21 protein-coding genes are annotated in these 21,774 nt (G+C 68.5%); 11 read left to right on the top strand and 10 right to left on the bottom strand.

What is annotated here, in order from left to right; translation table 11 throughout:
• The first annotated feature begins 13 nt into the window (after nucleotides 1-13).
• From ABEG18_RS06840 to ABEG18_RS06830, 3 genes are all read left to right on the top strand, one after another.
• Nucleotides 14-166 (top strand): DUF3303 family protein, encoded by a 153-nt coding sequence (locus ABEG18_RS06840; protein WP_406857334.1) that lies wholly within the window; start codon nucleotides 14-16, stop codon nucleotides 164-166.
• A 669-nt stretch (nucleotides 167-835) separates the two neighbouring features.
• The gene (locus ABEG18_RS06835; protein ID WP_406857333.1) at nucleotides 836-1,249 is read left to right on the top strand and encodes a YybH family protein; all 414 of its coding nucleotides are present in this window, start codon (nucleotides 836-838) and stop codon (nucleotides 1,247-1,249) included.
• Nucleotides 1,250-1,465: 216 nt separating this feature from the next.
• Entirely contained in the window at nucleotides 1,466-4,429 is a 2,964-nt protein-coding gene (locus tag ABEG18_RS06830) for a PAS domain-containing protein (protein ID WP_406857332.1), read from the top strand.
• Nucleotides 4,430-4,506: 77 nt separating this feature from the next.
• On the opposite strand, the gene ABEG18_RS06825 is transcribed toward ABEG18_RS06830, so the two are convergent.
• Entirely contained in the window at nucleotides 4,507-4,929 is a 423-nt protein-coding gene (locus ABEG18_RS06825; RefSeq protein WP_406857331.1) for a DUF1236 domain-containing protein, read from the bottom strand.
• A gap of 218 nt (nucleotides 4,930-5,147) precedes the next feature.
• Between ABEG18_RS06825 and ABEG18_RS06820 the strand changes: the two genes are divergently transcribed.
• A complete protein-coding gene (locus ABEG18_RS06820) occupies nucleotides 5,148-5,471 on the top strand; it encodes a hypothetical protein (protein WP_406857330.1) in 324 nt (107 codons plus the stop codon).
• Nucleotides 5,472-5,516: 45 nt separating this feature from the next.
• Here ABEG18_RS06820 and ABEG18_RS06815 read toward each other — a convergent pair whose 3' ends face one another.
• Together ABEG18_RS06815 and ABEG18_RS06810 are read right to left on the bottom strand one after the other, a co-directional pair.
• Entirely contained in the window at nucleotides 5,517-6,560 is a 1,044-nt protein-coding gene (locus ABEG18_RS06815) for a hypothetical protein (protein WP_406857329.1), read from the bottom strand.
• Between the two features lie 178 nt (nucleotides 6,561-6,738).
• On the bottom strand, nucleotides 6,739-6,963 hold the full coding sequence (locus ABEG18_RS06810) for a hypothetical protein (RefSeq protein ID WP_406857328.1): 225 nt from the start codon (nucleotides 6,961-6,963) through the stop codon (nucleotides 6,739-6,741).
• Between the two features lie 142 nt (nucleotides 6,964-7,105).
• On the opposite strand from ABEG18_RS06810, the gene ABEG18_RS06805 reads away from it, so the two are divergent.
• Both ABEG18_RS06805 and ABEG18_RS06800 read left to right on the top strand, forming a co-directional pair.
• Nucleotides 7,106-8,509 (top strand): DUF5939 domain-containing protein, encoded by a 1,404-nt coding sequence (locus ABEG18_RS06805; protein ID WP_406858546.1) that lies wholly within the window; start codon nucleotides 7,106-7,108, stop codon nucleotides 8,507-8,509.
• 151 nt (nucleotides 8,510-8,660) lie between these two features.
• Nucleotides 8,661-9,476 (top strand): PIG-L deacetylase family protein, encoded by an 816-nt coding sequence (locus ABEG18_RS06800; protein WP_406857327.1) that lies wholly within the window; start codon nucleotides 8,661-8,663, stop codon nucleotides 9,474-9,476.
• On the opposite strand, the gene ABEG18_RS06795 is transcribed toward ABEG18_RS06800, so the two are convergent.
• From ABEG18_RS06795 to ABEG18_RS06785, 3 genes are all read right to left on the bottom strand, one after another.
• Nucleotides 9,394-10,455 carry a glycosyltransferase family 2 protein gene (locus tag ABEG18_RS06795; protein WP_406857326.1) on the bottom strand — a complete coding sequence of 354 codons (1,062 nt, stop codon included), beginning with the start codon at nucleotides 10,453-10,455 and terminating at the stop codon, nucleotides 9,394-9,396. The genes ABEG18_RS06800 and ABEG18_RS06795 overlap by 83 nt on opposite strands.
• Nucleotides 10,456-10,636: 181 nt before the next feature.
• Entirely contained in the window at nucleotides 10,637-11,761 is a 1,125-nt protein-coding gene (locus ABEG18_RS06790) for a glycosyl hydrolase (RefSeq protein ID WP_406857325.1), read from the bottom strand.
• 577 nt (nucleotides 11,762-12,338) lie between these two features.
• The gene (locus tag ABEG18_RS06785; RefSeq protein WP_406857324.1) at nucleotides 12,339-12,620 is read right to left on the bottom strand and encodes a hypothetical protein; all 282 of its coding nucleotides are present in this window, start codon (nucleotides 12,618-12,620) and stop codon (nucleotides 12,339-12,341) included.
• A 198-nt stretch (nucleotides 12,621-12,818) separates the two neighbouring features.
• On the opposite strand from ABEG18_RS06785, the gene ABEG18_RS06780 reads away from it, so the two are divergent.
• The gene (locus ABEG18_RS06780) at nucleotides 12,819-14,021 is read left to right on the top strand and encodes a TadE/TadG family type IV pilus assembly protein (protein ID WP_406857323.1); all 1,203 of its coding nucleotides are present in this window, start codon (nucleotides 12,819-12,821) and stop codon (nucleotides 14,019-14,021) included.
• 810 nt (nucleotides 14,022-14,831) lie between these two features.
• Here ABEG18_RS06780 and ABEG18_RS06775 read toward each other — a convergent pair.
• Together ABEG18_RS06775 and ABEG18_RS06770 are read right to left on the bottom strand one after the other, a co-directional pair.
• Nucleotides 14,832-15,038 carry a hypothetical protein gene (locus tag ABEG18_RS06775; protein WP_406857322.1) on the bottom strand — a complete coding sequence of 69 codons (207 nt, stop codon included), beginning with the start codon at nucleotides 15,036-15,038 and terminating at the stop codon, nucleotides 14,832-14,834.
• A 415-nt stretch (nucleotides 15,039-15,453) separates the two neighbouring features.
• Entirely contained in the window at nucleotides 15,454-15,951 is a 498-nt protein-coding gene (locus tag ABEG18_RS06770; protein WP_406857321.1) for a peptide deformylase, read from the bottom strand.
• Between the two features lie 98 nt (nucleotides 15,952-16,049).
• Here ABEG18_RS06770 and ABEG18_RS06765 point away from each other — a divergent pair, with 98 nt between their 5' ends.
• Entirely contained in the window at nucleotides 16,050-16,454 is a 405-nt protein-coding gene (locus tag ABEG18_RS06765; RefSeq protein WP_406857320.1) for a DUF1801 domain-containing protein, read from the top strand.
• Between the two features lie 184 nt (nucleotides 16,455-16,638).
• The gene (locus tag ABEG18_RS06760; protein ID WP_406857319.1) at nucleotides 16,639-17,043 is read left to right on the top strand and encodes a hypothetical protein; all 405 of its coding nucleotides are present in this window, start codon (nucleotides 16,639-16,641) and stop codon (nucleotides 17,041-17,043) included.
• A 42-nt stretch (nucleotides 17,044-17,085) separates the two neighbouring features.
• Here ABEG18_RS06760 and ABEG18_RS06755 read toward each other — a convergent pair whose 3' ends face one another.
• Nucleotides 17,086-17,934, bottom strand: a complete 849-nt coding sequence (locus ABEG18_RS06755; RefSeq protein ID WP_406857318.1) for a class I SAM-dependent methyltransferase — start codon at nucleotides 17,932-17,934, stop codon at nucleotides 17,086-17,088.
• A 139-nt stretch (nucleotides 17,935-18,073) separates the two neighbouring features.
• Between ABEG18_RS06755 and ABEG18_RS06750 the strand changes: the two genes are divergently transcribed.
• Nucleotides 18,074-20,110, top strand: coding sequence for a tetratricopeptide repeat protein (locus ABEG18_RS06750; protein ID WP_406857317.1), 2,037 nt, complete (start codon nucleotides 18,074-18,076; stop codon nucleotides 20,108-20,110).
• Nucleotides 20,111-20,437: 327 nt separating this feature from the next.
• Here ABEG18_RS06750 and ABEG18_RS06745 read toward each other — a convergent pair whose 3' ends face one another.
• A complete protein-coding gene (locus ABEG18_RS06745; RefSeq protein WP_406857316.1) occupies nucleotides 20,438-20,833 on the bottom strand; it encodes a hypothetical protein in 396 nt (131 codons plus the stop codon).
• On the opposite strand from ABEG18_RS06745, the gene ABEG18_RS06740 reads away from it, so the two are divergent.
• Entirely contained in the window at nucleotides 20,820-21,731 is a 912-nt protein-coding gene (locus ABEG18_RS06740) for a hypothetical protein (RefSeq protein ID WP_406857315.1), read from the top strand. The two genes, ABEG18_RS06745 and ABEG18_RS06740, sit on opposite strands and share 14 nt — an antisense overlap.
• Nucleotides 21,732-21,774 lie beyond the last annotated feature (43 nt).

Genomic DNA, 21,774 nt, shown 5'->3' with positions numbered 1-21,774 from the left:
ACGCCACATCATCTTGGAGACGGACGACGTCGCCGACCTGCACAAACTCGCCACCGATTACTCGACCTTTGAAATGGAGGCTGAGCCGATGTTAGACGTGACCTTGGCCGCCAAGATGGAGGCCAAAGCCGTTCAGGCTCGGAAGCGGCTGTTGCAGCGTCGATGACGGAAAAGGAGGACGCACTCTGCCTCTTTATCCGAGGATGGACCGCTCATCGTCGGGGCCTCATTCGGTGCCGAGTTCGCCGTCACCGTCGGCGCACGACTCGCGCTTGGGCTTACGCTGGTCGGCCCTAAGCTGGGGGCTGGGCATGCCGGCGAGAGGCCTTTGGCACAGTGCAGCGGGGTCGAGTGGGGTCATTGCGCCAGTCCACCATGCAGGCTTCCGGGCCAGGAGCTTACCCGCTCCCGGGCCGGCGGCCACGCGCAGCGGCCGCGGCGCAATGGGCTTGCCAGATTTGCGAATTGTGGCGCTTGCGGTTCAAGAGTAGAGTGTCCGGCGTTGGCGTTCCCCGCGACAGGCGGCGGACCGCTCGGCGGAGACGCCCGTCAACCATCGCAGTTTCGCCAGCGGCGCACGACGGACGTCTGTTCTGGCCGCATTTTTCGTTCGGCGTACGATCGACAATGGCGTGCGCCGACGAGCCGTCTGCCGTGAGTGCATCCGCATCGGACCTGAGGGACGGCCTGATCGTGGCCCTCCATCGGGCGACCGACGCCGCTAAGCCCAGACAGCGACGCGCCGCTGTCTGGGCTCGTGCGGGGCAGACCCGCGAGGTTCGCCCGCCAAGGCGTGGTCCGTCGCATTTCGAAGAAGAACCAGGGGAGATGGAAGATGTCAGATGATGCCGTCAGGGCTGCTTCCCACCGCTTCTACGCAGCGCTCAGCCGAATGATGCAAGGCGATGCGCCAGCGCTGTCCGACGTCTGGTCTCACGGGAGCGACGTGTCGACGATGCATCCCGTCGGGGGACGCAGCATCGGCTGGCTGGCGGTGAAGGAATCGTGGGAACAGGTCGCCAAGTTGGCGGGCGGCGGAACCGCGACGATCGAGGATCAGGTCGTCCACGTCATGGGCGAGGTGGCGATCGAACTGGGACAAGAGCGTGGCTCCGCGACATTCGGCGGTCATCGCGTCGCGATCGACTGGCGGGTGACGAACGTCTATCGCCAGGAAGGCGGCGCGTGGAAAGTCGTCCACCACCACGCTGATGTGTCGAACGCCATGGTCGAGGCGGTTCGAGCATGAACGGTTGACGGAACCGGAAGCCGGTTTGGTCCTTGTGGGCGCGCGAACGGGCTCAATCACGGCGCCACGCTGCTCAGCGCAAATGTGTTGGCCTGCGGCGGCGAATATCGTCTAGTTCTTCGGCGTGCGTGCGTCCCACAGGCCCTTGCGATGACTTTTGTTCCGGCGGGATCACCGCCTTCGCCGCCCCCCACAGGCGAAGCGGCGCTGGCGATCATGGCGTCGCGCCCGCCGGAACGCGTGCGAGCCTTTGACGACCTGTGCGACCTCGCCGCCGCGCTGCTTCAGGCGCCCTCGGCGGTGATCGCGATTTGGGTGGACGCAGACAGGCTGGCGCTGGTCGGCCGGAGCCACGACGGGCCGTCCGGCGCTTTCGTGGTCACGGTGGCGACGCAGGACCCGGCGCCTGCCGACGCCAGCGCCTCGCCCCTGATGATCGCCGGGCGTCAGGTCCGGGCCTGGGCCGGCTTCCCGCGACGCGGCGATGGTCCGGCAGGGCTTCTCGCCCTCTTGGACGCGCCAGACCGGACGGCCTCGCACCGCCCTGACGCGGCGACGGGCGAGGCCCTCGGGACTCTCGCCCGCCAAGCTCAAGATCAGATCGAACGCGACCTGTTGGCGGCGGACTATGCGCGCCGGACGGCGGAGATGGGCCGTATCCATCGGATCGCCGGTGTGGGAGGCCTCGCGGTCGACTTGCGCGCGGGCTACAGGAACCGACGTTCTCCGGAATATCTCGCCATTCACGGCATCGGACCCGAAGCGGCCGAAGAAAGCCACGAGGACTGGGTCCGCCGCATCCACCCGGATGAGCGCGAGTTCGTCGAGCGGCGCTTCATCGCCGCCGTCACCGGCGCCGATCGCGATTACGAGGCCGAATACAGAATCGTGCGGCCCAGCGACGGCGAAGTCCGGTGGATTCACGCCAGCGCGGAGATCGAGCGCGACGCCTTGGGCCGCGCCGTCCGCCTCGTCGGAGCGCATCGCGACGTCACGGAGCGCAAGCAGGCGGAGATGGCGTTGCGCGAGTCAGAGGAGCGCTTCCGGCTTGTTGCCGAGAGCGCGCCGGTGATGATCTGGATGAGCGACGTCACGGGGGCATGCGTCTATGTGAACGCGCTGCTGCGCCAGTTCTTTGGCCATGAGGAGCCGGCGGCGGCGAAAGATTACGGCGCCGCGCTGCATCCCGACGATCGCGCCGCGGTCGACGACATCGTGTTGGGGGCCTTGGCGCGCCAGGAGCCCTTCACCGTTGAGGCTCGCCATCGCCGGCGCGATGGGACCTACCGCGTCCTGACCACGCACGCCCAGCCGCGTTCTGACAACGAGGGCCGGTTCCTAGGCATGATCGGCGTGAATGTCGACGTATCGGAGGCGCGCGAAATCCAGCGCAGGCTCGTGGAGGAGAGCAAGGCGCTCGAGGTGTTGAACCACACGGGCGCGGCGATCGCGGCGGAACTTGATCTGGAGCAGTTGGTCCAGAAGGTCACGGATGGCGGCCGCGAGCTCACCGGCGCCGCCTTCGGCGCGTTCTTCTACAACGCCGCCAGCGCGGAGCGGGAGAGCTACATGCTCTACGCCCTGTCCGGCGCGTCGCGCGCCGATTTCGCGGGATTCGCGATGCCGCGCGCCACCACGGTGTTCGCCCCCACGTTCAAAGGCGAGGCCGTCGTTCGCTCCGACGACATCACGGCGGATCCCCGCTACGGACTAAGCGCTCCTTATCGGGGCATGCCGCCCGGGCATTTGCCGTTGCGCAGCTATTTGGCGGTCCCGGTGTCGTCGCGGAGCGGCGACGTCATTGGCGGCCTGTTCTTCGGCCATCCGGACCGCGGCGTCTTCACCGCACGGGCGGAACGTCTGGTGGTTGGCCTCGCCGCCCAGGCGGCGATCGCCTTCGACAATGCGCGTCTGTTGCGGGCCGCCACCCGCGAGGTCGAGCACCGGCGGGAGGCTGAAGCGGCATTGCAGGCGCTCAACAGCACGCTGGAGCAGCAGGTGGCCGAGCGCACCCGCGAGTTGCGCGAGCGCGACGAAGCGCTCCGTCAAGCTCAGAAGATGGAGGTCGTGGGTCAGCTGACGGGCGGGCTGGCCCATGACTTCAACAATTTGCTGCAGGTGGTGCTGGGCAATCTGGAGTTGGTTCAGCGCCATGTCTCGCTCGACCCGGGCCGGCTCAGGCGCGCCGCCGATAACGCCATGCACGGGGCCCGGCGCGCCGCCGTGCTGACGCAGCGCTTGCTGGCTTTTTCGCGTCGCCAGCCGCTCGACCCGCGCCCGGTGGACACCAACCGCCTCATTCTCGACATGTCGGACCTGCTGCACCGGACGCTGGGAGAGACGATCGCCATTCAAACCCGCCTCGCGGCCGATGCTTGGTGGACGGAGGTGGACGCGAATCAGTTGGAGAACGCCCTCCTCAACCTCGCCGTCAACGCCCGCGACGCCATGCCGGGCGGCGGCGTCCTCACCATCGCAACCGATAATGCGAGGCTGCGAGCGGCCGAGATCGCGGCGCATTCGGAGATGGCGCCGGGCGACTATGTGCGGCTCACGGTGTCCGACACCGGCCTCGGCATGACGCCAGAAACGGCGGCCCGGGTGTTCGAACCCTTCTTCACCACGAAAGAGCCGGGCAAGGGCACCGGCCTGGGTTTGAGCATGATCTATGGGTTCGTGCGGCAATCGGGCGGCGACATTGCGATCGCCTCACAACCCGGGGCGGGCGCAACCATCACACTCCATTTGCCCCGATCAGGAACCAGAGCGCCGGAGTCGCAACCGCCCGTCGCGCAGCTCGCCCCGCGGGCCGTCGCCGGTCAGACGGTCCTCGTCTTGGAAGACGACGCCGACGTGCGCGGCTTCACGATGGAGAGCCTCGCGGAACTTGGTTATCGCGTGCTGCAAGCCAGCGACGGCGAGGAAGCGCTGCAACTCCTTCGAGCGACGCCGGACATCGATCTTCTGTTCACCGACGTCGTCTTGCCGGGCGGCATGGATGGAGCCGAGGTGGCCCGCATCGCACTGTCCCTCCGGCCGAGCCTGAAGGTCTTGTTCACCTCCGGCTACGCCCGCGACTCCATCGTGCATGGCGGCCGACTTGATCCCGGCGTGACGCTGTTGAGCAAGCCCTTCAGCTTCGCGGATCTGGCGGTGAAAGTGCGTGATAAACTGGCCTAAGCCGCCACTGCCGTCGACGCCAGCAGCGATCCTTCGAGCGGAGCGAAAGCGGCGGCTTTCGGCCGCCGCCATCGACGCTAGTTGACGATCTCGATCACACGACGGGTCTTGTTGTCGACCATCACCGTCCGGTTATTGACGACGGCGTAATGCCACCCGGTGCGCTGCTTCGTCGTGGTCACCACCGTTTCCGGCACTTCGTAGGTCTGGACCGACTGAGGCAGCGTGCTCCCGACGACGAGCTCCTGGTCATAGGCCACGGACGGACGGCGCTGTTCGACGACATATTGCTGAACGCGGGGCCGATCGGCCGTGTCCAGAAGTCCCCCGACGATCGCGCCGCCCACGCCGCCGACCGCGGCTCCCACAGGGCCGCCGACAATGGCGCCGCCGACCGCTCCGGTGGCCGCTCCCGCCGCAACGCCGCCGTTCTGCGCAAAGCTGGGTGTGGACGACAAGGCGCTGGCCGCAAGGACCGCGATCCATAGATGCTTCTTCATTGGGCTCTCCCTCGCACGAATTGTGCTGGTGGGAGAACCGCCCGGCTCATCGATGGTTGCCCGGCGACGCGGGGCATGGTGAAGGAACCTTACGCCTGGTCGACCTGCCCCCTCCAGCCCAACCTGCGCCCCCGTCGAGCTTAGGCAACCTGGCGTGTTGACAGACGGCTATAGCGGCGCAGCCTGTGTGCTCCCCCAACACAGCCAGGGAGGCGACAATGTATGCCGTAGCGCGGACCTATTCAGGCGTCGGTGCGAAGGAGTTCATGAGCCTGCTGGAAAGCCGGATCGACGAAATCGAGAAGATGATGGTCTCGGTGGACGGGTTTGAAACCTACACCCTGTTCCGCACCGAGGACGGCGGCATGACGGTGACGCTGTGCCGCGACAAGGCCGGAGTCGACAAGAGCGTCGAGATCGCCCGCAAATGGGTCAGCGAGAACGCCGCCCAGACCAAGATCGGAGCGCCCAAGGTCTCCAGCGGCGAAGTGATCCTGGCCTGCGGAACGCTTCATCGGGTCGCCAAGACCAAGGCGGCCTGATCGCATCGACACCCAGGGCGGCGCCCCGGCAAGCGCCGCCCTGGCCTAGAATGGCTTGCCGACGACGTAGCCGTACCAATGTTCGAGGAAGCCGCTCTTCGACAGTTGCGCGCCAGGCTCGGGCACGCGCGTCTGGCCCATGCCCCAGGTGTAGACCGTCAGCGTGACGGCGTCGCCCGAGACGGCGATGGGCGCGCGGAGGACCACGAAGTGGTTGCCCCGATGGGAGCTGTCATTGCGCTTGGACGGATAGAGCAGCTTCGAATTGATCCGCAGGGCGACCCGGTAGCCGGCGTTGTAGTAGCCGTTCACGAGGGCGATGTCCGAGGCGTCACGGCTGAACGTAATGTTGTCGTCCGCATGAATGTCCGTGTAGCCCGCCCTTGAAAACCACCGGGCGAGATCGGCGTTGGTCGCGGAGCCGTCATTGTCGACCGATTCATAGTCGAACAGTATGTTCTCCGAATCCCTGAGGCTGCCGGCCGTGAGCCAGTCGCCGGGGCTGATCGGCGCGGGTGGGAAGTAATGGCGACAGTCGTAGCTCGGCTCGATCTCCATGCGGCCGATCGAGGCTTTTCCCTTCTCGTACAAGTCGATGGCGTATTTGGCGTACATGGCGGGCGAGTCCAGGGCCAGGCTGTACAGGAAGCTGACAGGGCCGCATAAGCCGGCTTGACGCTGGTTGATGATGTTGGGGTTGGAGACCCTCAGCAAGAGGTCGATGCCGACGCGGTCGCGGTCCAGCCGCGGGAAGACAGGCGCGCCCATCCTCTTCATGAACGAGAAGATCAGCTCCGCGGCGTATCTCTGCCGGCTGGTCGACACGTTGATCGTGCCGTAGCCCCAGGTCAGATAGGCGTCGTAAGCGAGATTTTCGATCATCTGCTTGGAGCGTTCGGGAATGGTCTCGGACGTCTCGGCGACCTTCTTGAGATCGGCGATCTCCTGTTCGTCGAGATCGCCGTCGGCCATCACGCTGCGCATCACCTCGACGACCTCGACGTGGGACAGGTGCTTGTCGTCGCTGAGCGCGCGACGGAAAGCCTCCCGGATGGATGTGCTCTTGACGGCGCTCCAGTCGATGGCCATGGCGAACCTCACCTGTCCGGCGTCGCGGGATGCATCGCGTCGGCTGGCCCGACGATCCGCGCGGCGCTCCTGACCTTCAGGTCGATCCCACCATAGAGTTCGCTCGCCGACGCGCGGTGCGCATGAGCACCTGCAGGCGCGGGGCCGACCGGGCCAGGAGGCCCGCGCGGGTGGATGGTCAACCCAACTCGGGCGAGCCTGCACCGTCCGTCGCCGGCGGGCCTGAGGCGGGGAGCGCGGCGCCGACGCGCTCGAGAGCCGCGGCGATCGCCTCGACGGTGCGCGCGGCGGTGCCGAGGCCGACATTGGCCGGATCGCGCAGGCTGCCCAGGGCCGCCTCGTCGAGCCTCGCCGCTTCGGCGCGCAGTTCGCGCGCAAGCGCAGCCACAATGTCCTTGTTCATCACGGCCTCGCACAGTCGGACGTCACGCCACGCGAACGCTGAAGACGGCGCCGCGGTTCACGCGGCGCTGGTTCGGCCGGGGGCGCAGGCGTATGATCCACGCTCGCCGGAAGCGATCCCAGGCGAGAGAAAGGCCTTGCGGATGCAGGCAGCCGCGCTCTTTTCGGCGTTGCGCCAGGCGGCCGAGCCCGCCGTCGCCGCGGCCATCGAACGGCTGGTCGCGCAGGGGCCGGATCGTGCGCTCTGCCGGATCAACGCGCTGGCGTTTGCGGCTTCGCACGCCCTTGCGGAGGAGCCCACCATCGCGGGCTTCCTGCACGCCGCCAAGCTCGGCCTGTTCGACATGTCCTGGAACGTGCTCTGCCCGGGCTGCGGCGGCGTGCTGGACAGCGGTGCGAACCTGAAGTCGATCCACCAGGAGCAGTATCATTGCGCGCTCTGCGCCGCGGGATACGAACCCAGCCTGGACGAAAGGGTCGAGGTCAGCTTCACGGTCAGCCCGCGCCTGCGCGCGATCGCCGCGCACGACCCCGACCGGCTGCCGCCCTTCGAATACTACCGCCAGGTCTTCTTCAGCACGGGCGTCGACCTGCGCGACGACTTCGAGGAGCGCTTCGCGGCCGCCATCCTGGCGATGGTCGAATTGCAGCCGGGCGAGAAGACGGCGCTGTCGCTGGAGCTGCCGGCGCAATTCGCCATTCTGTTCGACGCGGTGACCCATTCGGTCCAGTTCCTCGACGTGCAGGGCGAGCCGACGCCGCAGACGCAGGTCCTCTCAATGGTGGTCAGCAACGGACATGAGCTGAACGAGGCCGTGAGGCTGCGGCCAGGCCCGCTTCGGCTGGCGCTGCAGAACCACAGCGACAGGCGCGTGCTGCCCAATCTGTGCGTCGCCGGCGACAACTTGCACGCCATCCTCGAGCGGCGTCGGCCCTTCCTGACCGCCAAGCGGCTGCTGACCACCCAGACATTCCGGGATCTCCACCGGACCGAGAGCCTGACGGTCGACCAGCGCCTCAAGCTCGCCAGCCTCACCTTCCTGTTCACCGATCTGCGCGGCTCGACAGCGCTCTATGAGCGCGTCGGCGACCTCGCCGCTTTCGATCTGGTGAGGGCGCATTTTCGCGTGCTGCAGGACATCGTCGCCGCCGAGCAGGGCGCCGTCGTGAAGACGATCGGCGACGCCGTGATGGCGACGTTCCCGTCGCCGGACAAAGGCCTCTCCGCCGCCTTAAAGATGCGGTCGGCCATGCGGGATCTGAACTCGCAACGCCGTTGCGACGACTTCGTCCTCAAGATCGGCATCCACGAAGGGCCGTGCCTCGCCGTGAGCCTGAACGACCGTCAGGATTATTTCGGCCAGACCGTGAACATCGCATCGCGGGTTCAGGGCCTGGCCGATCCGCAGGCCATCCTGGCGACCGCGTCCGTCGTGGAGGACGAGGCGGCCCGGGAACTCCTCCTGCGCAGCGGCGTCGCGCCCGTCCGACGTCCCGTCTTCCTCAGGGGAATGGCCCGCGAGGTCCCGATCTTCGCTTTGACGTGACCTCGCCGGCGACGCGGCGGCTTTCCATGACGAGCGATTCCGCTCTCCGAGCACCTGTCTCGCGTCACGCGACGACCGCCCTCCCCGCATTCGCGCCCACGCAAGGCCCATCCGTCCCGGAACCGCGACGGGACGCGCTGGTTCTCCTCCCATGCGCCGCATCGTTCGAGCCCTGGTCGACCGCCTGCCGTCTCCGCTGGTCCGCCTCGTCCATCCCTGGGTGTCGTCCTCGCTCTTGCTGCGCCGTCCCGCCGATCTCCTGAGCGAGGCGCAGATCGCGCAATTCGGTCCGTCGCTGGTGATCGCTCCGCATCCGGACGACGAGACCCTGGGCTGCGGAGGCGTCATCGCGCTGCTGCGAAGCGTTGGGCATGACGTGCATGTGCTCTTCGTGACGGACGGATCGGCGTCGCACCCCACGGACGCGCAGGCGCGCGCGAGGCTGGTGGCCGCCAGAAGGCGCGAGGCGCTGGGCGCCCTCGGCGTCCTGGGCGTGCCGCCGGAGGCGGCGCATTTTGCGATGCTGCCGGACGGCGCGCTTCCCACCGAGGCGGAGGAGGGTTTCGACGAGGCGGTCCGGGTCGTTGGGCGTGAACTCGAACCGCTGGCCTTCCAGACTGTGCTCCTGCCGTGGCGGCGGGACAGTTCGCCCGATCATCGGGCGGCGTGGGACATCGTGACCGCCTCGCTCCGCCAGCTGCGGCGCAAACCGCGCATCCTAGAATTTCCGGTCTGGGCCTGGCTCCGCGACGAGGACGCTCCGGCCGAGGGCGAAATGCGGTTCCTCCGGGCGCCCATCGCAGGCGTGCAGCGCGTGAAGCGGCGGGCGATAGCCTGCTACGCCACCCAGCTCTGCGACAGTTTCGAGGGCGGCAAGGGCTCGTTCAGGCTTCGCCGCTCGTTCCTGGCCCATTTCGACCGGGCTGAGGAGTTGCTGTTTGAGCAGAAGCCGCCAGATCGAACGTGAAGCGGGGAGCGGAGCCCGATCTTGAGCGCAGATCGCGGGTTCTGCGGTCGAGATAGCCGACCACCTTGCCCAGCAGCAGCGGCACGAGCTGGGGCCGCGCCCACAGCTTCGCCGCAGCCGAGCGGACGTCCCGCGTCGACAGGGCGGCCTTGAAGTCGATGAAGGCCACTTCGTCGACGATGGTCTCCAGGCGCTCGGCCAAGGCGCGGGCGACCGCCGAGGACTGGGCGGCCTGGCACCTCAGGAACGCGGCGTTGGCGGCGATCATCGCCTGCAGGTCCGTGCGCCGATAGCGGCGGGACAGCGAGGTGTCGCGCTTGCGGTAGTAATAGGTCGGCCAGGGATAGACGCGCATGTGCGCGCCGGCTGCAAGCATCCGCAGCAACAGGTCGTAGTCCTCGTTCAGCACCAGGTCTTCGTTGTAGGCGAGGCCTGAGCGGCGGATGAACTCCGTCCTGATGATCGGCTGGAGGTAGCCGAGCGCGGACTGCCCGGTGTTGGCGTGATTGGAGCGGATGAAGGTGACCAGGTCGATCCCGCGCGGCTCCGCCCAGTCCTTCCCTACCAGCGCACGGCCGAGGGCGCGCGCGTCGTCGCGGAACAGAACCAGGTTGTCGCAGGCGATGTCGACCCCATCCGCCTCGGCGGCGGCGACAAGCTTCTGCAGTCGGCATTGCGCGATCAGGTCGTCGCTGTCCACAATGGCGACCCACCGGCCGCGGGCCGCCTGGATCCCTTTGTTGCGCGCGACGGCCGGGCCGACATTGGCGGGAAGCCGCAGGACCGTGATGCGGGGGTCCAGCGCCGCAAGATCCATGACGATCTCGACGGTCCGGTCCGACGATGCGTCGTCGACGACGATGATCTCGATGGCGGAGAGCGTCTGGGCGCGCACGGAGTCGAGCGCCGCCGCGACGTAGAGTTCGCTGTTGAAGCACGCCATGATGACGCTGACGACCGGTGTCAAAGGGGCGCTCACCTCGCCGCCAAAGGAATACTACCGAAATCATCAATGGACGTGGGCGACAAGCGTTTCCTGGGCCGAAAGACGTTTTCGGAGCGCCTGCGTCTCAAGGCGCTCCGTTCTCACCCGAAAAGTCCGCCCCGCGGCCAGCGACGCGTTCGCCGCCGGCCGCGAGATCGGTCCTTCCGTCGCCGCGTCACAGGACGTGGAAGTCGCCGTAGCCGGCCTGCCACTTCGTCGCGTGGTGCTGATGGCCGGCCCACGCGCCGTCGGAGGACTGATGCGCGGCGGGGGCGTCCGGCGCCCACTCCGGCGCGCTCCAGCGCGGGGCGGCCGCCGCGTCCCAGGACGGGCTCGTCGGCGCCGCCTCCGGGACGGCGGACGCGTCGCCTCCGCTGGAAGCCGAGAAGCGGACCGCCGCCGGAGCGGATGACGCGTCGGCCTGTGTCGTCGGCGACGCCGCGTGGCTCGCGTCGGCGGCGGAGGCGCTGGTGGAGGCGGCGTCTGTTGCAGCGGCCGCCGCGGACGCGGCGGGCGCCGGCGCCTGGCTGTGGCCGTCGCTTTGGCCGAAGGCCTTCTTGAAGGCGGTGCTGGCCCCGGCGTACTGGCCGATCTCGCTGCGGTAGCCGTTGTCGTTCACGTCCCAGTAGCTCTGGTAGAGCACGTGATGGTCGGCGAACCATTGCGCCGCCTTGGTGACGTAGGCGGGAGCGTCCGAGTTCATGCCCCACTCGGAATAGGCGGTGGGTTTGCCGTGCGCGGCGGCGAAGTCCTGGTGCCATTGGAGGCCGAAGGGCTCACTGACCTTTTTCGCCCAGGCGACGTTCGGGTCGGCCGAGTCCCATTGGGTGTTGTAGTAGAAATCCATCCCGATCACGTCGACATAGGCGTCGCCCGGATAGGCCGCGGCGGGATCCACGCTGCCGCCGAGATTGACGTTCCATTCGAACTGAAACTTGTCCGACACGGACCGGAAGGCGTCGACGAAATGCCGGTAAGCGGCGATGAAATTCTGTTCCTGCCCCTTGGCCGCCGACCACGGCATCCAGTCGCTGTTGAACTCCTCCCCCATCCGGATGGAGATCGCGGCGTCGTGGGCCTGGCCGGCTAGAATGGTCTCGGCCGCCTGCCTGTAGTGGCTGTCATAGGCCCCCGACGCGGCGCTCGCGAGGTTGCCCTGGTTGGCGAAGAGCGGAATGGACCACGCGATCGGACGGCCCGTCCCGGCCCAGAGCTGCGATTCCCAGGCGATGCTGCCGTCCCAGTCGGCCCAGTCCGCGCGTCCGGTGTGAGCGCGGACGAAATCGACGGAATCGCCCAAAATCTGCTCAAAACCTGGAATTTTTTCCGGCGAGTTCCCGACATAGGCTCCGATATCAGTCAATGCGGCCCCCAAATGCGCGTCGGCGTACACGCAAGCCGCGCCTGTGAGCGCAAAGCTCCAAGCACGGCCCCACCATCCGCGTGCGCCCGTTGTGATGACTCCGCCCGATCCGGGCGACTCACGATTCAACCCTCGCCCGGCCAGCAGGCGACCGAGTTCGGCTGATCGGCTCCAAGACCAATCTGAATCGGAGTGTGGCAAGGCTGCTTAGGCTACGCAATCCCCGCGGGATTCGTAGTGACCGCAATAGCGGGCTACTTAGGACGACGCTAGCCGAATCGCATGCCTGTACAGCAAATCACACGATCTGTCGGCGTCGTGATTGAGATGCTCACTGGATCGTCTTGAATATACTTCACTGTACCGTACGACGCCACGGCGCTTTTTCGACTCCGACGCCCGCGTCGGGCCTGCGCCGGAGGGAGTGGCCGCGGCGCCACAGCCGACCCGAGCAGACATCGCTCGGCCGAGGAGCGGGCCAGGCGCGGGGGCCCGTAGAGCGACGCCCAGCGGCTCAGCAGGCGCCCTTCTTGCGCTGACCCGGCGGGCAGAACCCCTTGCGCTCCCACTTCGTCGGGGGCCGGTAGCGAGGCGCGTCATAGCCGCGATAAGGGTCGTCGTAGCGGCCGCCATAAGGGCTGCGATAGGTCTCCCGGCAGCGGCCATAGTCGTCGCAGACCACGCCCGCTGCTTGGATGACGCCTCCGCCGGAGAGGTCGGAGCGCGGCATGGCGGAACCCGGCGCCGCCCAGCACAGCGCCATCGTGAGGCCCAACCCGAACGCGAATCTCTGCATGGCGATCACTCCTGCTCGGCGCCCCAATGTCGGGAGCGGCGGCGGAGTTCCCGGCGACCAAGCCTGCCCTCGCCCCGCCTGGCTAAGGCGCTCTGGCCCTGGTTCCTCAACAAGGCAGCTGATCCGTCAAATCCACCGCATTTCCATCGCCGACATTTAGCATTCTGAGCGCAACCTCTGCGTCCAGAGGGCTTCAACATGATGCAGACGCTTCGCCGTTTCATAGGCTCGGACAGTGGTTCTTTCGCGGTGCCCTTCGCGGTGCTGACGGCGCCGATCCTCTTCGTGTCAGGACTGGCGATCGACTATTCACAGAATGTCCGGGTGCGCGAGGCGGCGCGCAACGCGCTCGATGCGGCTGTCTTGACCGGATCGGCGGCCTCGAACGGGCCTGACGCCGCGACGGCCGTGTATCTGGCCGGCATGGGCGCAAACGCCGGGACCGACGACAGCGTCCGGTTCTGGACAGACTCTAGCACCGGCGTGTTCTGGGGCAAGGCGACGGTCACCTCTCAGACGAGCCTGATGAAGCTGGCGGGGGCGACCGGCAGCCGGATCGACCTTCAGGCCGGGGCCAAGGCCGGGGGAAGCTCCCAGCCCGTCTGCATGCTGACCGTCGCCCCGACCGGAACCGCCCTGACGCTGAACTCGTCGGCCACCATCGACGCTCCCAATTGCGAGATCCACGTCCGGTCGCGCGACAGCGCCGCCGTCATGCTCAATTCGTCGGCGGTGGTGAACGCCAAGCGGCTGTGCGACTCCGGCGGCATCGTGCTGAACGGCTCCGCCCGGAGGGACAGCTATAAGACCGGTTGCTCCGCCATGGCCGACCCCTTCGCGGGCAAATTGCCGGCGCCGGTCGCCTATGCGGCCTGCTCGACGACCAAGGTGATCAACAGCAACACCACCATCAGCCTCGATCCGGGCCTGTATTGCAATCTGAACGTCAACTCCAATGTGACGCTGACCTTCAAGCCCGGGTTCTACGTCATCAGCGGTGCGCTCAACCTGGGCAGCAACGTCAACGCCACGGCCAAGGGCGTCATTTTCTACCTGAAGGACTCAGGCAGCTACATCCAGCTCAACTCCAACGCCCAGCTCGACATGACGCCGCCGAGCGCGGGAACCTATGCGGGGATCTCGATGTACGAGCCGGCGCTCACGACGCGCAGCAACATCGTCCTTAACGCCAACGCATCCCAGCAGGTCGAGGGCCTGTTCTACCTGCCGAGCCGCAACGTCACGCTCAACTCTCAGGCCAGCATCTCGTCGCACAAGATGGCGCTGGTCGCGTACACGCTGATGGTGAACTCCTCGGCCGTCATCAGCATCGACAAGCCTGACGAGCCCACGACCGTGATGACCGCCACCGGCGACGTCGGCGCGGTGCTGGTTCAGTGACCTGCGCGCGTCGAGCGCCGGTCCCAAGGCTCACGCATGCCGACGCATCGGCCGCGGCTCGCCCAGCGGGCCTCCCGGCTGCGTCGCCGCGCCGTGCGACGCCTGACTGTGCAGGGACTCGGAGGCCGCGCCGTGGCTGCACAGAGGGTCGAGCCGCAAGAGAAGGCCGAGGCGCGCGCGCTATTTGGAGGCTGCGCGCCGAACTGGAACGGCTTGGGATGGCCATCCCCGACGAGCAATGGGAACGGATGAGCCTCGTCGAGCGGTCCGACTGGCTCAGGGCCGCCAACGCCCGGCTGGACGCCAGGTTGTCGGATTGACCGCGCCGTGCGGCCCAAATCCTTGCCCGCCTCATTTTTAACCGCTACATTACCAAACGCCAACTCCTGTTCTTGCGATTTCGTAAGTAGTGTGGCAGTTTATCGATGGCGTCACTGCTGGGGCGAAGCTTGAAGTATACGGGCCTGAGCACGGAAGTCGGACACGAAACCCAGGTCTTCGATGTCTTGCGAAGCGAGCTCGAAGACGCTGGCTCCTCCATCTCCAATCGCGAGTGGGACGGCATGTGCCTGTCCGCGCGCGGAAACTGGCTCAGAGGGGAGTTGGAGCGGCTGCAGAGCCGCGTCCAGCACGCGCGCGTCCCTTCCGACGAGACGGAATAGGACTTCGCACCAGGAGGTCAGGTCCAGGCTGACGCCGTTTGCGATCGCCTGAGCGACACGGGCCCCGTTTTCCGGGCTCCGGGAGAACCCGGCGAGCCCGTCCGCGGCCGAGCCGCCCGGTCCAATGTCCCCACCCCGATGCCGACCTTCACCTCATCGCCGGCCCGCCCTGAACGTTCTGGTGAAAGCGCGACACGTTCTCGCCATGGGTCGGGGCCGCGCCGTGGACGGCCTTGAACTCCGCCACGTTGACGAAGCCATGCGCCACATCGTGCAGGGGCGCCCCATAATCGAGAGCCTTGCCACAAAACGAGAGCCCGCCAGGCGCCTGAGACGATGGAGTCAGCGCTTCCATAGATGTCGAAGACGGTGTCCGGCGGGATATCCCGTGAGGCGACGTTTTCCGCCTGATTGGCCCGGACGCGCCGGCGTCGCCGTTGAAGGCGACGTCGCCTAGCTGGCCGAAACACACGTCTTCTTCGCCGACCCCTCCGTTGAACACCGCCGCGCCAACCACCTCAGTTTTGAGCGGAAATGCGCGCGCGGAGGCTGAATTCTCTATGACTGTTCAGCTTTTATACAATACGTCTCCCGCATCAAAGGTTTCGCAGCCCACCCTGGACGGTGGAACCCCAAAGCCGATTACTGCTCTGACGTTGTCGCATCGGAGACAAGATCGGAGCGACGCAGACCCGCGTCAGCGCGCCCCGCCTTAGACCATCGCCCGGGTTGTCTTGCGCCTTCAGCGGCGCCTTGGCGGCCCCGGCCGGTCAACGGCGTAGCTTGCGGAAGCGGGCCAGCGCCCTCTCGCGCTTCAGGCGCGACAGCCGGTCCAGCCAGAACACGCCGTCGCATTGGTCGATCTCGTGCTGAAGACAGGCGGCCATGAAGCCCTCGAACTCGTCCTCACGCGGGTCGCCGGAAAGCGTCGCCCACGCCACCCGCACGCGTGACGGCCGCGCCAGCGTCTCCTGCACGCCCGGCAGCGAAACGCTGCCTTCCGCGAATGCGTTCGTCTCGGCGGAGGCCCAGGTCACCACCGGATTGATGAAAAGGCGCGCTCCTCCAGCCGCCGCGCCGAGATCGATCGCCACGATGCGCCGCATGACGCCCAGATGCGGACCGGCGAGCCCGAGGGCCGGGATGGACGTCAGCGCGGCCAGGAGGCGCCCGGCGTCGCTCTCCAGGTCGGCGTCGAAATCCGTGACGGCCTCGGCCGGCCGGATGAGGCGCGGATCGGGATAGAGGACGACGGGCGAGGCCAGCATCGGGCGATCTAGGATGGAGGCGCGTTTTCGCGCAACCCTCCGTTGGCCGGCCGCGCCTGGGGCGCTAACCTCGGCCGTCAACGGGGCGGAGAATCGCGATGACCAGCCACGGAACCGAGACGCCGTCCGACGTGTCGGCCTCCCAGCAGATCGACGCCAAGATCGCGGCCCTGGGCGACTGGCGCGGCGAGATTCTGGCCCGCGTCCGCGCGCTGATCAGGAGCGCAGAGCCAGGCGTCGTCGAAGAGGTGAAGTGGAGAGGCGTTCCGGTGTGGTCGCGCCACGGCCTCATCTGCACCGGCGAGACCTACAAGTCCGTGGTCAAGCTGACCTTCGCGAAGGGCGCGGCCCTGCCCGACCGCGCCGGCCTCTTTAACGCCAGCCTGGACGGAAACACGCGGCGCGCCATCGACTTGCGCGAGGGCGATGAGATCAAGCACGAGGATTTCAAGGCCCTAATCCGGGCCGCCGCGGCCCTGAACGCGTCGAAGTCCAAGGCGTAGCACCGACCGGAGCGCCGCGTCGGAGGCCCCCGCCCGCACAGAAGCGACGCTGCGCATTGACGCGCCGACGCAAGCCTTCGATCATCCTGGGGTTGTATTGCGCGTCGATACAGCTCCAGCGGGATGGCGCCAGACCGAAAAGCTTCGCGCCGCCCGCGGATCCAAGCGAAGCGGAGGGCACACCATGAAGGCGTCATCGCTGAGCTTCCAGGCGGCGGTCGTTCTGGTTCTGGCGGGGATGGGCTGGGGCGTCGTGATGGCCGCGTCGGGCGACCATTCGACCATGCCGGCCCATGCGCATCTCAACCTTCTCGGCTGGGTCAGCCTGTTCCTGTTCGGGCTCTTCTATCATCTCCATCCCACGCTGGACCGGAGCCGGGCCGCGCTGGCGCAGGTCTGGGCGTGGATCGTGGCGACGGTCGTGCTCACCATCGGGGTGGGGCTGGTCCATTCCGGACGTCCGGTCGGGGATCCGATCGCGGCGGTCGCCTCGCTGGCGATCATCGCCGACATGGCGCTGTTCGGCTGGCTCGTCCTGCGCCGCGAGGCGCCGAGCCCCCGGACGGCGGCGCCATTGCCGGCGGAGTGAGCGCGGGCGCGTCTTGCGCCCACGCCCGGCCGGATCGGTGCGTCACCGCTTGGTGACGACCACTTCGAGATACTCGCTGGGCACCGCCATCCCGCCATCCGTGGCGCGGTTGAAACGCGCCACCAGGGCCTCGAGGTCGCGGTCGAGCGCCTCGCGCCCGGCCGGCTCCAGCGCCGCGAAGGCCTTCAGCACCGGGCCGTAATAGGTCCTGAACACGTCCAGGAAGTGCCGGGGCGTGCGGTAGCGGAAAGTGAAACGCCGCGGTTCGGCCACCAGCGAGGCGGCCTGCGGGCCGAACCACGCCGCGAGGCGTTCGGGGTCGCCCCAGAGGGCCGGAGAGCGTGCGCCGGCCGGCGGCGGCACGTGCTGTCCGATCGTCTTGAAGAGCTGCCCGATGAAGCCTTGCGGCGTCCAGTTGGCGAGGCCGATTTTGCCGCCGGGCCGGCAAACGCGCAGGAGCTCCGCGGCGGCCCGGTCCTGGTCGGGCGTGAACATCACCCCGAAGGTGGAGAGCACCACGTCGAAGCTAGCGTCCGCGAAGGGCAAGGCCTCCGCGTCGGCCTCGCGGAACACGATGTCCAGCCCGTCGGCGGCGGCGCGCTCGCGGGCGCTGTCGAGCAGGGCCGGCACGTAGTCGGTCGAGGTCACCTCGCAGAAGCGGCGGGCTGCCGCGAGCGAGGCGTTGCCGTTGCCGGCCGCCACGTCGAGCACCTCCGATCCGGCCTTCAGGTCGAGCGCCTCGCACAGGGTTTCGCCGACGATTTGGAGCGTGACGCCGACGACGGCGTAATCGCCCGACGACCACGCGCCCTGCTGGCGCGTCTTGATGGCTTGCAACTGGGCGGTGTCGAGCCCGCCGCTTTGACGGGGGACTTGCGCGGTGCTTAGCATGGCTGATCTCCGTCGGTCGCTGGTCCCGCGATGCGGGCGTTCGCCGGGCTCGGACGGACCGGTCCCGGCCGCGCCCTGCCCGCGTCGACCCTGAGACTAGCGGCGTCGCATGGGAGGCATCGTGGGCGTCCGCGTGGGAATGACCGTGGAAACGGACGAGCCGGAGAAGCGGGACAAGGAGGGCGCCGACGCCCCCGCGCAGCTGCGGCTGCTCGGCCCCTTGCGCGTCCTGCGGGCAGGCCTGGAGAGTCCCCTGCCGCCGTCGCGCAAGGTGCGCGGGCTCATCGGCGTCCTGGCGCTCTCACCCCATCCCATCCAGCGCAGCCGCCTCACCGACATGTTCTGGGACGCTCCCGACGACCCGCGCGGAGAGTTGCGCTGGGCGCTGAGCAAGCTGCGGCGGATCTTCGACGCGCCCGGGCGGAGCCGCGTCGACGTGCGGGGCGACGCGATCCGGCTCGACCTCGGCGACGTCCGCGTCGACGCGCTCGAGATCGCCGCGGCGGTCCAGCAGGGATTGGGATCGTCGCCGCCGGACGCCCTGCGGCGGCTCGCCGGCCTCGCCGGCGGGGACGTGCTGGAAGGGCTGGAGATCGAGCGCTGCCCGGCGTTCCAGGGCTGGCTCACGGCCCAACGGCGTCGCTTCCGCAGCTTCCAGGCCGTCGTGCTGGAGCGGCTCGTCGCGCTGACGCAGGACGACGACGACGTGTTCGCGCATCTGGACGACTGGCTGCGGATCTCGCCCTTCGACAGGCGTGTGCACGAGCGGATGCTGCACGCGCTGGCGTCGCGCGACCGCATTCCGGACGGAGAGGCGCATCTCGCCGCGACCGTCCGGCTGTTCGAGGCGGAGGGGCTCGACCATGCGGGCCTGCGCGAGGCATGGCGCGCCGCGCGGTCGCGACGCGGCGCCGGCCCGCCCGCCGCTCCCTGCGCATCATCTCCAGAGCCCCCGCCCGACCCCGGCGCCGGAGCGCCGCTCCCCTCGGCGGGGCCGCGGCGCGCCTCCATCGCGGTGATGCCCTTCGCGCGCCAGGCCGGCACGGGAAGCGACGCCGCGGCGGACGGCCTGGTCCGGGACGTGATCACCCGGCTGGCGAAGCTGCGCAGCCTCTTCGTCATCGCCCAGGGCACCACCTTCACGCTGCATGAGCGCCGCATCGGAACCGAGGAGGCCGGGCGACGGCTGAATGTCGACTATGTGGTGGGCGGCGCCCTGCAACGCGGCCCGGATCGCCTGACCGTTTCGGTGGAGCTCACCGAGACACGGACCGCCCGGATCGTCTGGGCGGAAAGCTTCCAGCGCAGGCTGGACGACGCCTTCCTGGTGCTCGACGAGATCGGCGACAGCATCGTGGCCTGCGTCTCCAGCGAGATCGAGCTCACCGAACGCAACAGGGCGATCCTCAAGCCGCCGAACTCGCTCGACGCCTGGGAGGCGCATCACCGCGGTCTCTGGCACATGTACCGGTTCAACAGGACCGACAACGCGCAGGCCAGGGCGTTCTTCGAAGCCGCGATCGGGCTCGATCCCACCTTCGCGCGGGCGCATGCGGGCCTGTCCTTCACCCATTTCCAGAACGCCTTCCAGGGCTGGGCCGATCGGCGCGGCGAAATGGAGAGCGCGTTCGCGGCCGCCGGCCGCAGCCTGATGTCGGACGATCGCGATCCCGCCGCGCATTGGGCCATGGGTCGCGCGCTCTGGCTTCGCGGCCAGCACGACGAGGCCGTGGCCGAACTGGGCCAGTCGATCGACCTCAGCCCCAATTTCGCGCAGGGCCACTACGCCCTCGCCTTCGTGCACTCGCAGCGCGGCGATCCGCAGGCGGCGGTGGCCTTCTCGGATCACTCGCGGCGCCTCAGCCCCTATGATCCGATGCTGTTCGGCATGCTGGGGGCCCGCGCGATGGCGCTGGTTCGGCTCGGCCGCTACGAGGAGGCCGCCGAATGGGCCGTCCGCGCGGCGGCCCGCCCCAACGCGCACGCGCAGATCAGGGCCATTGCGGCCTTCTCTCTCGCGCTCGCCGGCCGGGTCGAGGACGCGCGGGGTTACCTGTCGGCGATCCACCAGACCGTGCCCGGCTACAGGGTCGCCGATTTCCTCAGCGCCATGCAGTTCGCCGCCGACGACGAACGGCTGTTCCGCGACGCCGCCCGGCGCTTCGGAGCGGACTGAACCCGCCCTCGCCGTCGCACACCCGTCCACTTCCGGCCCCGTCCCGGCCGCTTCGGCGCGCCTCGGGGCCGCTCGCGATTAATCCGTTTTACTTTTCCTTCCCGGAATCGACTGATTTTCGGGAACTTTAATTCAACATCTCAGTAATGTTTATCCAATGTGTGACTTAAAAAGCCGCTGCTTACCGCAGCAGGCCGAAAGCTAGGACTGCGCCATGCGGATGCATTATACTGTCTTGTTGGGAGCGCTACTCTCCGCTTCATCGACGTCTGTCATCGCACAGACATCCCCGATGTGCGCCTATCTGGTGGCGCCCCAGGGAATACATCACAGCTGCACGCTGATCCACCGTGGCGGCCGGGCGCTCTGCAGCTGCGACGGGCAGTCGGTCGTCGGACGCCCGGGCGTCCACTCCTCCACGGACGTGACGGGCTCGCTCTCCAGGCCCGCCGGGAGCCTCGGCGCTCCGGCCGGGATCGTCGGCGTCGGGACCACCGGCGCGACATCGGCCCCGAGCGCGGTCGGCGTCTCCACCGGACCGCGGGGGACCGCGCCCGGCGCGATCGGGACCTCCGTCGGATCGACGGGCTCGCTCTCGACAGGCTCCCTCTCCACGGGTTCGACCGGAACGACGGGTTCGACCGGAGTGACGGGATCGATCGGCGGCTCGACGGGCGCAACGTCGCCCGGCGCAGGCCCGCAGTCCTCCGTGAGCCACGGCAATAACGGGCTCGGCAACGGCGCGGAAGCCGACGACGTCGGCGGCGCGAACCCGGCCTTCGGCGACCCCTCCAACCCCGGACGGGGATCGAAGTCGCACGCCCGCGGCGGGAAGGGCCATCACGCCTCCCATGGCGGCCACGCGAAGGGCAATAACGGCCTCGGCAACGGGGCGGAATCCAACGATGTCGGCGGCGCGAACCCCGCCTTCGGCGACCCGTCCAATCCCGGGCGCGGCATGGCGGCGACGACCGCGCGCGGGCAGACCGGCTATGGCCAGGGTCCGCTCGGCCAAGCCGGATCCGGACGCCACGGCGGCTCGAAGGGCAATAACGGCCTCGGCAACGGCGCGGAAGCCGACGATGTCGGCGGCGCGAACCCGGCCTTCGGCGACCCATCCAATCCCGGGCGGGGCATGGCGGCGACCAGCCGGGCCGGCGTCGGCGCGGGCCGCTCGGGCGGCCCCAGCGGAATGAGCGCCAGCGCGGGCGGCCGGTCGGGCGTCGGCGGCGGTTCGGGCGCGAGCAGCTCCGGCGGCGGCAAGGGCGGCGCGGCCGGCGGGTCCGGCGGAGGTAGCGGCGGCGGCTCCGGCGGCTCGTCCGGCGGCGGCGGATCCGGCAACGGCGGCGGTGGCGGTGGCGGCGGCGGCAATGGCGGCAATGGCGGCGGTGGCGGCGGCGGCAATGGCGGCGGCTCCGGCGGCGGTGGCGGCGGCGGCGGCAACAGTGGCGGCGGTGGCGGCAACGGTGGCGGCGGCGGTAATGGCGGCGGCTCCGGCGGCGGTGGCGGTGGCAATGGCGGCGGCGGCGGCAACAGTGGCGGCGGTGGCGGCAACGGTGGCGGCGGCGGCAACGGTGGAGGCAACGGTGGCGGCGGCGGCGGCGGCGGCCACGGCAAGTAAGGCTTTGGCGAGCCTGTCCTGATCGATGCGCGCGCGGCCTGGG

It is taken from the genome of Alsobacter sp. KACC 23698 (assembly GCF_045348435.1).
GTDB lineage: Bacteria > Pseudomonadota > Alphaproteobacteria > Rhizobiales > Beijerinckiaceae > Alsobacter.
Note: the sequence above shows the minus strand (reverse complement) of the source record. Positions and strands in the feature narration are given on the sequence as shown.

Coding starts and splice junctions, on each gene's coding strand:
- ABEG18_RS06835 (WP_406857333.1), top strand. CDS start 836: ATGTCAGATGATGCCGTCAGGGCTGCTTCCCACCGCTTCTACGCAGCG.
- ABEG18_RS06830 (WP_406857332.1), top strand. CDS start 1,466: ATGGCGTCGCGCCCGCCGGAACGCGTGCGAGCCTTTGACGACCTGTGC.
- ABEG18_RS06825 (WP_406857331.1), bottom strand. CDS start 4,929: ATGAAGAAGCATCTATGGATCGCGGTCCTTGCGGCCAGCGCCTTGTCG.
- ABEG18_RS06820 (WP_406857330.1), top strand. CDS start 5,148: ATGTATGCCGTAGCGCGGACCTATTCAGGCGTCGGTGCGAAGGAGTTC.
- ABEG18_RS06815 (WP_406857329.1), bottom strand. CDS start 6,560: ATGGCCATCGACTGGAGCGCCGTCAAGAGCACATCCATCCGGGAGGCT.
- ABEG18_RS06810 (WP_406857328.1), bottom strand. CDS start 6,963: ATGAACAAGGACATTGTGGCTGCGCTTGCGCGCGAACTGCGCGCCGAA.
- ABEG18_RS06805 (WP_406858546.1), top strand. CDS start 7,106: ATGCAGGCAGCCGCGCTCTTTTCGGCGTTGCGCCAGGCGGCCGAGCCC.
- ABEG18_RS06800 (WP_406857327.1), top strand. CDS start 8,661: ATGCGCCGCATCGTTCGAGCCCTGGTCGACCGCCTGCCGTCTCCGCTG.
- ABEG18_RS06785 (WP_406857324.1), bottom strand. CDS start 12,620: ATGCAGAGATTCGCGTTCGGGTTGGGCCTCACGATGGCGCTGTGCTGG.
- ABEG18_RS06780 (WP_406857323.1), top strand. CDS start 12,819: ATGATGCAGACGCTTCGCCGTTTCATAGGCTCGGACAGTGGTTCTTTC.
- ABEG18_RS06775 (WP_406857322.1), bottom strand. CDS start 15,038: ATGGAAGCGCTGACTCCATCGTCTCAGGCGCCTGGCGGGCTCTCGTTT.
- ABEG18_RS06770 (WP_406857321.1), bottom strand. CDS start 15,951: ATGCTGGCCTCGCCCGTCGTCCTCTATCCCGATCCGCGCCTCATCCGG.
- ABEG18_RS06765 (WP_406857320.1), top strand. CDS start 16,050: ATGACCAGCCACGGAACCGAGACGCCGTCCGACGTGTCGGCCTCCCAG.
- ABEG18_RS06760 (WP_406857319.1), top strand. CDS start 16,639: ATGAAGGCGTCATCGCTGAGCTTCCAGGCGGCGGTCGTTCTGGTTCTG.
- ABEG18_RS06755 (WP_406857318.1), bottom strand. CDS start 17,934: ATGCTAAGCACCGCGCAAGTCCCCCGTCAAAGCGGCGGGCTCGACACC.
- ABEG18_RS06750 (WP_406857317.1), top strand. CDS start 18,074: ATGACCGTGGAAACGGACGAGCCGGAGAAGCGGGACAAGGAGGGCGCC.